Consider the following 12599-nt stretch of genomic DNA (forward strand, 5'->3'; position numbering starts at 1 on the left):
GATCAAAAGAGCCGAAAAAGCTTCTTAATGAAGTTCCACTAAATATCATCGTCCTGTGATAACGTCAAGCTGGCTCATACCCAGTTAGCCCTCGGACTTTTTGAACTACCTTTAAAACTATTTTACAATTATATCAGAAACATAGTGGTTCTACCAATCTTGACTTTACGGTGATCAAGCTATTAATGCGGTTTAGATTAATCCACTTTTTCCAGCCTTGGGTTAGGCTGGTGCTTTCTCCCTTTTTTTGCTTCTTCTTTTCCATCGAGGAGGACATTGTCCCCAGTAAATCCGATATGAATTTTAAGGAGCGAACTACCTACACCATAAATATCAACGGGTACATTCCGCGTCTCAAAAGTACGGATCCGTTCTTCATTGAATCCGCCGCTGACGACAATCTTGACATGGTTATAGCCATCAGCGTCAAGAGCTGACCTTAATGCGAAAATCAACTCAGGGTTTACGCCACGAGGATCAAACTTACCAAGAACATCCTGGTTTCTCCAAAAGTATTGATCCACAAGTGTACGTGAGGTATCAATTCGAACTCCCTTCAGCTCTTTGCCAAACTCCCTTGCTACCTTCAGAGAGTCGGTGACAACATCGTTATTATAATCTACGAGTGTAATCAACTCATCCTCGGGAAACTCTTCATGATAGGCATGTGTCGCTGCTACAATATCACCATTAAACAACTGGAGTAATGCATGAGGTATCGTCCCCATTCCTCTTTTTCCCCACCACTCATTCATCGCGTGTGTCGCCTGGGCAGTAGATCCACCTATGTAAGAGGCATACCCATCGCCAGCTTGCTGTGTATAGTGATCATCACGGTCACCCATGAAGATCACTGGCTTTTGAACGCCAGAAGTGCTTGCAGCTTTTACAACATTATAAACGTTCGTCGCAACGGAAGTTCTTCTAGCCAGGATGCCATCGATGATTCCTTCCAAGAAGCCGAAGTTTTGATATGGACCAGTGATTGTCAGCACGGTTTCATACGGCTCGATCTTATCACCGTCTTTAAGTGAAAAAATCTCGAGTGAATCTGGGGCATGTGCAAATTTCTTTATCAGAGCAATCGCTTCATCCGTCCCGCACAAAACTGCATGTTTTTTTTGGAAAAACTGCATCGTTACTACATTGTCCGGTCGATGCTTTTCTGCAATTTGACACGTCTTTAAAAAATATACAGCAGAAAACCATCCATCTCCAACCCGCTCATCAAACTTAAACGTACGGTTGGTCAAACGTTTGATTTTCCCTTGCATTTTCAATTCGATTTCCTTCATATCCATAACGTACACCTATTCCTTTACATACTCTGATGTTCAAAATCCACTTTAACATTAATTAATATTCCATTACTTATCTTATATAACGGTTGTTAAATATACAAGTACTACGAAACACTATTGCTTCACGTCATCACCTGTTTGATTATAATATTCCTGTTTAGTCACTAGGACATTCCGAGGCTTACTTCCCATTGCTTCTGATACAAGTCCTTTCGCCTCCATCATATCGATTAATCGAGCGGCTCGATTAAAACCGACGCGAAACCTTCTTTGCAGCGCTGAAGAAGATGCTGTCCCGTGCTCTAATACGAACTCGAACGCTTCATCGAACAGTTCATCATCCTGTTCAAATGAACGGCTTGATTGAACGAGTTCTTCCTTTTCAAACAAATAGGACGTGGTTTTCTGGCGTTTCACATGCTCTGTAATCCGCTCGATCTCATCATCTGATACGAAGTTCCCTTGTATACGAACCGGCTTTGAGACACCATTACCGAGAAACAACATATCCCCACGTCCTAACAGCTTCTCAGCCCCGCTCATATCAATAATTGTTCTTGAGTCAACCTGTGAGGATACCGCAAAGGCAACACGAGTTGGAATGTTCGCTTTGATGAGACCGGTGATAACATCTACAGAAGGTCGTTGAGTTGCCAACAGCAAATGGATTCCACAAGCTCGTGCCTTTTGAGCAATACGACAAATCGCATCCTCGACATCCTGTGGTGATACCATCATCAGGTCAGCGAGCTCATCAATCACGACAACAATGTAAGGCAATTTTTGATCAGGTGTCCCTTTTCCTAAGACTAATTTATTGTAGCGCTCCATGTCACGGACTCCAGTACGGGCAAACAGCTCATAGCGACGTTCCATTTCCTCGACAGCCCACTTCAAGCCCATTGTTGCTTCTTTTGCATCGGTAATTACCGGTGTTACGAGGTGCGGCAAATGGTTATATGGGGCAAGCTCTACCATTTTCGGATCAATTAAGAGCAGGCGAACTTCATCTGGATTAGCCTTGAATAGAATACTGATGAGCAAGGAATTGATACAGACACTCTTTCCTGATCCAGTTGCCCCAGCTATCAAACCATGCGGCATTTTTTGCAGATCTGTAACAACTGGCTTCCCCGATATGTCAAGACCAAGTGCAACAGATAATGTCGATCGACTCTCTTTAAAAATCGGATCCGTAACGATTTCTCGAATTGTAACAGGTTTACTTACTTTGTTTGGAACCTCGATACCTATCGCATTCCGTCCTGGGATAGGAGCTTCCATTCGGATGTCCTTTGCTGCAAGACTGAGCTTAATATCATCAGCTAGATTCGTAATTTTGTTCACCTTTACCCCAGGGGCAGGTTGTACCTCAATCCGGGTTACTGAAGGTCCTTTTGTTGCACCAATGACATGTGCCTTTACATTAAAGTTGTTCAATGTGGATTGTAATAATTCCTTTTGCTCGCATAGCCATAGCTCATCATTTTCCACTTGAACTGGCTGTGAATCCAGCAGATTTACTGTCGGAAATCGATAGCCACCATTTACATCCTTATGAGGTGTTTCAGGCTTTGATGTTCCTATCTCCTTCTTAGGTGTTTCAGTCTTTTTTGTCTCTGCTGAAGGTCTGCGTTGGCGGTCTTTTTGAAGCATCATTACATTAAACGGAATCCTGGTCTTTCCATTATCCTTTTTCTCTCGCAGTTCTTTGTATCTCCGTACCCGTTGGATTGGTGATTCCTTTTTTTCAGGCTGAACCGGTTGGTCTTCCTCATGACAGTCTATCGATTTATTTTCCTCTACGAGCGTGGCAGCAGTTTCTTCAGAAAACGCAAGGTCAACTTCCTCGTATAATGGATCAAAGTGTTCTTCACACTCATCCTGTTCTCGGTAATTCAACGTTTTCATATTTATTTCATTTGATTGTATACCGTCAATTTCGGCTTGCTCTGAATTAACTGCATCGACCTTTCCATTTTCGGATTCATCAAATTGATTGTCCGCATGGCCCTCCATCCGAACCTGTTTGTGGGCATCAGATATGAGCGGAAACGGTTCCGGACTACTTTCGATACCCATGTTGTCTTGTTCTTCAACAACAAGTACTTCTTCCTCTACTTCCCTATTCAAAACAGGAGGGAAAATTTCCGGGCGTTTCCCGTAACCGTATATCGGTGAGGGGATTTCACTCGGTTTAAAATTTATACCGGTAAATTTCTCTCGTGTTGTTTCTTTTCGAGTTTTTTGCTTAGGTGTTTTTTTGGTAGTACTATCCTGTTTTTGTTTTCTCACGGTTCGACCGTATGTATGTTTCTGTGTCTGTTTCTCATCAGGAATTAAAGGAAAGCGAAAATTCCCTTCCTTTGGATATTGATGTACAAATTTTGGTTTGATAGAACGGTTGCTGTCTTCAATCCGACCTACAGGATTGGAGCTAGGGCGTGATTGAGTTTCCCCGTCCGGATTACCGTCACCCAATTCGTCATGATCACTTTCTAGTAATAGGTCTTTCATTTTTCTTAGCCAATTTGACATGTAGCATTCACCTTTACTTCGAATTTCAATAAAGAAAACTTGGTTAGCGCGAGGCCTAGGGTTGGCGGTTGCCTTAGTTGCCCTTATACTATAGAAAATATTTTCTTTGTTAACGGGTAGAAAAAACTAGTGTAAAAAATTGATACTATAAGAATACCTAATTACTCGATTGAAAATAAGGGGGAATCGTAAAGAACAAATCAAACTACTCATTTATTTTCCTGACTTAAGACAAATACATAGTAGAAAACAACCAGAGGTGACCCCATGGTTGTTCGTCAAAATGAATGTACTTCTTTCGTTCTCTAGTTAAACTCAGATCCTACCTGATAGGTATCCTCAAGAACAAGGATCCCCTTCTCGGTTGGTGCGTTTGGAAGATTCAGTTCCTTCGCTGAACAAATCATTCCAGAGGAAGGCACTCCGCGCAACTCGGCTTCTTTTATTAATAATCCGCCTGGCATCACTGCACCGACTCTTGCGACTACAACCTTTTGACCCTTATCAACGTTCGGCGCACCACAAACAATTTGAAGCGTTTCATCTCCTATATTCACATGACAAATACTTAGCTTGTCTGCGTCTGGGTGTTTCTCTTTAGACTCTACGTGCCCAACAATAAACAGTGGTCGCGAATCAAATTCCAACGTTTCATCTAAATCATTTTCTTTTAGCAAGGTGTTAATTGATTGGACCAGTTCCTCAGTCACGTCGATAACACCGTTTCCTTCAAGGTCAAAATGCTTTGTAGCATTAAATATATTAAAACCAAAAGTTCGGCTATCCTGGCGATCGTAAATACGTACGACATCACCTGTTTGTGTGTAATCCCGTTCCTTAATTTCATCTCCATTTACCGAAACAAATAAAACATCTCCGACACCATCAGGGTTATAGTATACATTTAACATCGAGCTTGCTCCTTTCATCTGTCGAATCAATCGTCTTTTGGCTTGTTTTTTGCTAGGATGAATATCGGCTCAAGTTCACCATCTTCATATAAAAACGGTAATGCTGTAATTGGTACACGTCCGTTCGTGAAAAAATGCATGGCCATTTGTCCAAGGATATCATAGCCTTGTTCGTTTTCTATATCGGCAAAAATCAATACGTCTTGATGTGGAACCGCAACAGCAAGTGCCCCTTTTGCGTTTCGTTTCATATCATCAAGTAATTGTTGCTTAAGAATTCGACTAGCATCATAACCGTCATTCCTGTTAATAAAATAAAACGTGTTTCCTGCAACGATATCTTTTTTCATGGAATCCTCTAATGATCGCAGGTTAAACCGCCCGATCTCCCTTAATTGATTCAGGTTCCATCCTTCTTTTACAAGCATATTCTCGGTTACGAGGCGGTACGATTTCCCAAGATCCTGCGCATAATATATTCTTGTTTCAGCTGTATGCTCCTCATAGATAAGCGTATCTCCGTTATTTTCAGTTGGGAATGATGTTGAACGGATGACAGGAAAAATAGCCCGTTGATGCTCATCAAGCGATTGGTCGTGGTTCATTACAGTGAAGACTTCATTCACATGATAAACAATTTCGTCTATCGCAGCTTCTTTTCGTTGTTCATATTTTGCCGTTAAACCAGGAAGCGAGAGTGTAATTCCCTTTCCTGTTGACTTTTCTTCAATTCGAAGTGTCTTTTCTTTCGCATCATAGTGCAGAGATCGTTCTGGTGTCTCAAGTTTTCCTACAAGAATTCGCTTCAATTCAACCGGTTCCAAACGAGCCCCTCCTTCAAGTTGCTAACATTTAAGTATGACTTTTAAAACGTGCAAAAAGGGGATGACACATTAGCATCCCCCACTACCTTACTTAGTATATTCAGCGACAACCTCTGTTCCTAAACCGCCACGCGCGTTCCAGATTGCGGTTATCTTCATTTCTTTTGGATCCAATAGATTAACGAGATCTTCAAGCATACGATTGGTTGCATGCTCCTGATAGATCCCGACATTTCGGTAAGATGTAAGGTAATATTTTAAAGACTTCATTTCCACAAGCTTTTCGTTCGGTACATAACTAATGCTGATTTCCGCAAAATCAGGAAGACCTGACCATGGACATACCGATGTAAATTCATTTGTCGGAATCGTTACAAGTGTGTCCTTACCAACATATTCGTATGGGATTGTTTCTAATATATTTACAAGGATTACCTCTTCATTCTCAATATCAAAACGTATTCCTTCGTATTTGCTGTGGTCGACATCTACTTTTGCCACTTAGCTCACCCTTTCTTTTCTTGCTTGGATCAGTGGATCTCCAATGTTCAATTTTACCACCCATATCAAGAAAAGTCACGGCTTTGAGCAAGTGAATCAATAAAGTTTTCAACCTGCTCCTGCGTCTTTCGATCCTTGTTCACAAGCCTCCCGATCTCCTTACCGTTTTGGAAACCGATAAAGCTTGGGATTCCAAAAATATCCATATCCTGACAAAGTTCAATGTGTTCATCGCGGTCAACATAGAAAAATTGAAAGCTTGGATAGTTATTCTCAACTTCAGGCATTACCGGCTTAATAACAACACAATCTGGGCACCAGTCTGCAGAGAACATCAAAATCACATCATCCGATTGAATTGCTTCTTCAAACTCTTGTCTGTTTTTTATCGTTTTCATCTTATGACCTCCAAGATAATCATTGTATTAATTAATAAGGATCAGTAGTCAATTTTCATATTTCCAAACTCTTTCCTCATTAATATTGATAATACTAAAGAGATGACGCTCGGTCCAATGAAGTCCCATAAAAGAATCGTTTTCAATCCAATACTTAGTGATGATAATAGTCCTATAGTTATGAAATTAAATGTCCTTTAATCATAGTCAATTATACCTATTCCACAACAGCAGCCAATTTTTTATGAATTTCTATCTAAAAATAGGTTAAGATTTTCTTCCATACTACGATAATAAAAGTATAGGAATTGGTCTGGCTATTCTAACCGTCGAAAGCTATTTTCTTTATGAATCCGTCATTAGATATGTAAAGAAACACATCAGGGTTAAGCGGTTAGGCAATATTAAAGCAGCAGGAAATAAGGGGGAAAAGGGATGTTAGAGAAGTTGAAAAAACTGGATTTATCGATTAAAAATAAGGTTCGCCTTATGCTTGCAATGGCCGTAATCGGGCTAGTCCTTTTATTCGCGTTTACCATGTTTTATGTGATCATGACAGGGAATATGAGCGATAAACAGGAAAATTTGCAAAATTTAACAACCGGTACAATTACACTTGGCGAGGATTTTTCTTACATACGAAAGCTTGAACAGGAGTATTTACGAACTACAAATAAGGGTGTTTCACAAGAAATCACAACAAAAATTTCTGACTTGAAGAAAGATATCGAGGCTCTGAAAAAACAGAATGGTGATTTCTCTAAGGCGTTCGATAAAGTATCAAAGGATATCACAACATATGAGAATGCCTTCGCGGATACATCAACACTCGTAAGTGACATAGATAGTATGCAAGGTATATTAAATGAGCGAGCAAATGAATTAGAAAAGGTACTAGCATCAGCAAATAGAAGTCTGTTAGCAGAATTTTACGAGCTAAGAATACTTGAAAAACAATTATTTTTAACTGGTACCACCACCGATCAAAACCGATTTAACGATCAAGCTGCAAAGCTGAAAGATGCCGTTAAATCAAGTGAAATCCCTGCTGGAGACAAAAGTGCTTTCAGCTCTGATTTTCTCGGTTACACAAGTTCTTTGGATACAGTGAAAGGTTATAGAGGGCAGATTGAGAGCTCCGTCGTCCAATTTGGAGAAATTGGTCTTAACCTTGGACAATCCATCGAAACAGTTGAAAAGAACATCATTAGTGTTACAGAGGACTTAAGTGCAGACCAGGAACGTTTTGGGTCGATTCTATTATGGGTATTGATTATATTAAGCTCTGTTATAATCGCTGCAATGATCTTTCTTGGATTCTGGCTCACACGTACAATCACATCTTCAATTACAAGCTTAAAAGAAGGTGCCACTATTATTGGTGAAGGTAACCTAGGTCATCGCGTAAGCGTCGATCAAAACGATGAGATGGGTGAACTAGCTTCAACGTTTAACTTAATGGCAGATAAGGTGCAACGTGCAATGCAGGAAGTCCAGACGGCATCCGTCCAGCTTTCTTCATCCTCCCAGCATTTAGCTGCCATTTCAGAAGAGACAACCGCACAAACTGAGGAAGTCAATGATGCCATTCAACAGGTTTCAGCAGGAGCACAAGCACAAGCGGATCACCTTCAGGAAAGTACACAACTTATTGAAACGGTTACTCAATCAATTGACGAAACCGCCGAACACAATGTACAAATCAGTGAAGATTCACATGAAACAATGGAAGAAGGAAAAGAGGGACTTAAGGTTGTTGCACAGCTTGATCAAAGTTCAAATGAGTTCCTTAAACTAGCAAACCACCTTATCCATCAAGTACAGGAAGCAAATCAGCATTCTCAACAAATCGGGTCCATTGTTGATACAATTAAAGATATTGCCGGAAGTACCGATTTGCTTGCGCTGAATGCCGCAATAGAATCAGCACGTGCTGGCGATGCAGGTCGAGGTTTTGCAGTAGTCGCTCAAGAGGTTCGGAAGCTTGCAGAACGTTCGAAGTCGGAAGCACAGAACATTTACGGCCTGATTGCATTAATGTCTGAACAGATGGAAAATCTCGCTAAGGAAGCAACTCAATTTGACCATTATCGAACAGAACAAGAAACTTCTGTTCAACGTACAAAACAGGCATTTACAAAGATCGTTGATAATGTAACAGGAATCAATCAACGAATACAATTGGCTCGAAAAACGATCAGTGATGTACAGTCTTCTAACATTGCACTAACCGAAAAGCTGCAGGAAGTAAGTGCAATATCGCAAGAGTCAGTCGCAGCGTCAGAACAAGTAAGTGCTTCGAGTGTCCACCAAAAAGAAGCGATTGGTGAAGTCAATCACGCGGCTAATGAGCTTCAACAAATTGCACTATTGCTTCAGGAAGAGGTAAACCAGTTCAATTTGATCGGCGAGATCATTGAGGATGAACGTTTGCTTGATGATAAGCCTTTAATCGATAACGATGAGGAGTTAAAGGGAGACAACTCTGATTTGTTGGAGGAACATCGTGAAGATGAGTATCTCTATGATGAAGCTGCTGCAGCTGAAGATAATGAATCGGATGATTATGATACGTACGAACAAAACATAGATGAGGAACACGAGGAATCGGATTACGAACAAAAGCCTGAAGATGATAGTGATACAAAGTTCAGATTTTAATAAGTTAAAATTATTAAAGCCTGGGTGGACATTTTCCACTCAGGCTTTTGTGTGTTAGAGAATAATAATGTAATCAGCCAAAAATGCGGGCACTACCCTCGTACGAAGCTTCTGAGAAGGACACTTTTACGCTAATCTACGGTTTTTTGTCCTCAGTCAAGGAAAAAATGCCCACTTATATTCATTCACCAGTTTCCTTCATGGCTTGTGTATTTCTGATGTTCTTTAAACGATTCGGAGAAATGGTGTTCACCCGATCCGTCACCTTTAACGACAAAGAAATAGTAATCATGCTGTTTTGCATTTATTACTGCTTTCAATGACGCTTTTCCCGGATTACTGATTGGTCCGGGCGGGAGTCCTTTATTCAAATACGTATTATATGGGCTCTTCACCTCCAGATCCTCAAACAATAGCCGCTCTTTCGGTTTATCCAACACGTATTGAACGGTGGCACAAGACTGCAGCTTCCATTCATCCTCTATCCTGTTTTTGAAAACCCCAGCGATGATCGGCCTCTCGCTTGCGACCACTGCTTCCCTTTCAACAATCGAAGCTAATGTAACCCAATCATGAAGGTTCAGCTCATTAGGTAAATCGAGCTGATCTTTGACCTCTTGGAACTGAGTTAACATTTTACCGATGACCTCTTTTGGCGCCGTTCCTTTTTCGAAATAATACGTATCCGGAAATAAATAACCTTCCAGTATATACGTGACTTCCTTTTGGCCACTGGTTTTTTTGATGATTGGATGTGAAATTTCCTTGCCCGTTTTTGCCATTTTTAAAAATGATTCCTTGTTTGTTATTCCCTTTTTGTCTAGTCGTTCGGCTATTTGTTCAACCGTAAATCCTTCAGGAATGACAACTTTGACTCCTTTTTTAACATGTGAAGTGACCAGTTCTTCATATATTTCAGAATAAGTCAGGCTGCCAGATACTAGATGTTCCCCAGGCTTAATTTGATTAGCAAAGCCCTTTACTTTTCCGAAGATAATAAAAAAGGTTTTGTTCTTGATTAAACCCTTTTTCTCTAGGGTATCAGCAACATTTACTAAACTCTCCCCTTCTTCAACTCGTATTGTCCTCTCTTTGTCGTTCGATAATGGTGTAAGCTCATAAATGAACCAGGCCAATACCGCTGTAAAAAACAAAACGAGAGAAAGTAATACAATTCTTTTTCTATTCATAAGCAATCCTCTTCACTTCTAGATTCAACTATCAGCCTTCCCATGAATCAAACCTATCATTCACAAAGCCTTTCAACGTTCGCTTTTTGGAGATTCATGATAGTATGAGAATATATAATAATACAAGTGGAGGGGTTACGATGAACCTAACCGTATACCTAGCCGGACAAATCCATGACAACTGGCGTGAAGAGGTAAAGCAAAAAGCTGAAGAAAAGAACCTGCCATTAACCTTTGTTGGCCCGATGACCAATCATGGCCGATCTGATGACATTGGTGAAGAGATTCTAGGGGAACAACCGAATAAGGTATTTAAAGATGACAAAGCTTCTGACTTTAACAATTTAAGAACACAAATTTTGCTTTCAAAAGCAGATGTAGTGGTAGCGTTGTTTGGAGAAAAGTACAAGCAGTGGAATACAGCTGTGGACGCTTCAACAGCACTTTCATTACAAAAACCATTAGTGCTTGTTCGCCCAGAATCCTTGCATCACCCATTAAAAGAGTTATCGAACAGGGCAACAGTAACCGTAGATAACGTTGATCAAGCCATTCAAGCACTTTCCTATGTATTTGAAGCAAATTAGAGCATAGAAAAAAGAGGGGGGTCATCCCCCTCTTTATGTATGGTTATTTCGAAAACTGATACTGGCCTACAAGCAATTTTACAACATGGGCAAACATCTCGTCTCTCGTTACCCAACCATCTGTAAAAATGCCTATAGCACCCTCCTTTTTCCGTACATCCTTCTTATCCGTATAATCGGCCATCACATCTCCGAGCTCTCTTCCGCTCCGAACAGGCTCCGCGATTTCCGTTGGCAATAGAATCTTAGCACCACTCGCTACAAAATTCGTTCTTCCTCGAGTCACTAAGGCACCCCAGTTACAGAGGAACATGCCAACCTCGGTATCGACTACACCGCCTTCTAATCCTAATCCGATATCATAACCGTTTGGAATACAGGCTGATGCCCTATTAAGAGCCCCTTGACGTGTTTCAGAGTCCGAAAAGGGTTGTTCAGAAACCAATGAGGGCGTATCAATTGCCTCGATCGTCCAACCAAGTTTATTTGTCACTTTCTCGACTGCACGGATTTTGGCAGGGTTTTTTGAACCAACTGCTACCTTCAGCATACGATCCCCCCATGTTCGTAAAAAACTAAGAATGGATAATCTGATCTACAGTTGATCGGTCAGATTGCTTAACCAATTTCACCAAGAGCTCTTTTGCAGCTGCATAATCATCGACATGGATCATTGACGCAGGAGTGTGAATATAGCGGGAACAAATCCCGATTACTGCTGAAGGAACACCAGTATTTGATATATGTACACTTCCGGCATCTGTTCCGCCTTGAGAAATGAAGTACTGATATGGAATATCATTCGATTCCGCTGTATCGAGAATAAACTCTCTCATTCCTTTATGGGTTATCATCGTACGGTCAAGAATCCGCAGCAACGCACCTTGTCCAAGCTGGCCAAACGCTTCCTTATCACCAAGCGAATCATTCGCAGGACTTGCATCAAGCGCAAAAAAGAGATCAGGTTGAATCAGGTTGGCAGCCGTTTTCGATCCTCTTAAACCGACTTCCTCCTGAACCGTCGCACCAGAATACAAATTATTCGGAATTGTTGTATCCTTCAATTCCTTCATAAGCTCGATAGCTAAACCGACTCCGTAACGGTTGTCCCATGCCTTTGCAAGAATTTTTTTCTTGTTAGCCATCGGTGTAAACGGGCAAACAGGAACAATTTGTTGTCCTGGGCGAACGCCGATTGCCTTAGCATCATCCCGATCATCCGCTCCGATGTCAATGTACATTTCCTTCATCGGCATTGGTTTCGAGCGCTGTGATTCTTCAAGTAGATGTGGAGGCGTCGAACCGATTACACCGATTACAGGTCCGTTATCGGTCATGACCTGAACGCGTTGGGCTAACAACACTTGACTCCACCAGCCCCCTAATGTTTCGAACTTAAGCATTCCATTAGGCGTGATTTTTGTAACCATGAAACCGACTTCGTCCATATGTCCAGCGACCATTATTTTAGGGCTGTTTTCCTCGCCCTTCTTCACCCCAAATACACTCCCAAGTCCATCCTGAATAAGTTCATCAGAAACCGACTCAAGTTCTGACCGGACGAACTTACGAACTTCATGTTCGAATCCAGGGGCTCCTTGTAGTTCCGTCAATGTTTGAAATAGCTTTAAAGTTTCTTCTTTCATCGTTTCTCCTTTCATTTGCCAGAATATTTCTCACATTCACTA

General features: G+C 41.1%; 11 protein-coding genes. 2 read left to right on the top strand and 9 right to left on the bottom strand.

Annotated features, from left to right (window positions below; all coding sequences use genetic code 11):
• Positions 1 to 197 precede the first annotated feature (197 nt).
• The 6 genes from MOJ78_RS15490 to MOJ78_RS15515 form a co-directional block, all read right to left on the bottom strand.
• Complete coding sequence (locus MOJ78_RS15490) at positions 198 to 1295, bottom strand: nicotinate phosphoribosyltransferase (protein ID WP_304981277.1); 1098 nt, start codon at positions 1293 to 1295, stop codon at positions 198 to 200.
• Between the two features lie 120 nt (positions 1296 to 1415).
• Positions 1416 to 3839 carry a DNA translocase FtsK gene (locus tag MOJ78_RS15495; protein WP_304978235.1) on the bottom strand — a complete coding sequence of 808 codons (2424 nt, stop codon included), beginning with the start codon at positions 3837 to 3839 and terminating at the stop codon, positions 1416 to 1418.
• A 305-nt stretch (positions 3840 to 4144) separates the two neighbouring features.
• Positions 4145 to 4750 carry a YtpR family tRNA-binding protein gene (gene ytpR, locus MOJ78_RS15500; RefSeq protein WP_304978236.1) on the bottom strand — a complete coding sequence of 202 codons (606 nt, stop codon included), beginning with the start codon at positions 4748 to 4750 and terminating at the stop codon, positions 4145 to 4147.
• A gap of 26 nt (positions 4751 to 4776) precedes the next feature.
• Positions 4777 to 5574, bottom strand: a complete 798-nt coding sequence (locus MOJ78_RS15505) for a DUF1444 domain-containing protein (protein WP_304978237.1) — start codon at positions 5572 to 5574, stop codon at positions 4777 to 4779.
• 87 nt (positions 5575 to 5661) lie between these two features.
• On the bottom strand, positions 5662 to 6075 hold the full coding sequence (gene queF, locus MOJ78_RS15510) for a preQ(1) synthase (protein ID WP_304978238.1): 414 nt from the start codon (positions 6073 to 6075) through the stop codon (positions 5662 to 5664).
• 65 nt (positions 6076 to 6140) lie between these two features.
• Positions 6141 to 6473, bottom strand: a complete 333-nt coding sequence (locus tag MOJ78_RS15515; RefSeq protein ID WP_304978239.1) for a thioredoxin family protein — start codon at positions 6471 to 6473, stop codon at positions 6141 to 6143.
• Between the two features lie 435 nt (positions 6474 to 6908).
• Here MOJ78_RS15515 and MOJ78_RS15520 point away from each other — a divergent pair, with 435 nt between their 5' ends.
• Complete coding sequence (locus MOJ78_RS15520) at positions 6909 to 9134, top strand: methyl-accepting chemotaxis protein (RefSeq protein ID WP_304978240.1); 2226 nt, start codon at positions 6909 to 6911, stop codon at positions 9132 to 9134.
• 185 nt (positions 9135 to 9319) lie between these two features.
• Here the strand turns inward: MOJ78_RS15520 and mltG are convergent, their stop codons facing one another.
• Complete coding sequence (mltG, locus tag MOJ78_RS15525; RefSeq protein WP_304978241.1) at positions 9320 to 10324, bottom strand: endolytic transglycosylase MltG; 1005 nt, start codon at positions 10322 to 10324, stop codon at positions 9320 to 9322.
• A gap of 140 nt (positions 10325 to 10464) precedes the next feature.
• On the opposite strand from mltG, the gene MOJ78_RS15530 reads away from it, so the two are divergent.
• Positions 10465 to 10911, top strand: a complete 447-nt coding sequence (locus tag MOJ78_RS15530) for a YtoQ family protein (protein ID WP_304978242.1) — start codon at positions 10465 to 10467, stop codon at positions 10909 to 10911.
• A gap of 43 nt (positions 10912 to 10954) precedes the next feature.
• Here the strand turns inward: MOJ78_RS15530 and MOJ78_RS15535 are convergent, their stop codons facing one another.
• Both MOJ78_RS15535 and MOJ78_RS15540 read right to left on the bottom strand, forming a co-directional pair.
• Positions 10955 to 11458: a DUF84 family protein gene (locus tag MOJ78_RS15535; protein ID WP_304981278.1), complete on the bottom strand. Its 504-nt coding sequence runs from the start codon at positions 11456 to 11458 to the stop codon at positions 10955 to 10957.
• 28 nt (positions 11459 to 11486) lie between these two features.
• Complete coding sequence (locus MOJ78_RS15540) at positions 11487 to 12557, bottom strand: M42 family metallopeptidase (protein ID WP_304978243.1); 1071 nt, start codon at positions 12555 to 12557, stop codon at positions 11487 to 11489.
• Positions 12558 to 12599 lie beyond the last annotated feature (42 nt).

Source organism: Alkalihalobacillus sp. AL-G (assembly GCF_030643805.1).
Classification (GTDB): domain Bacteria; phylum Bacillota; class Bacilli; order Bacillales; family Fictibacillaceae; genus Pseudalkalibacillus.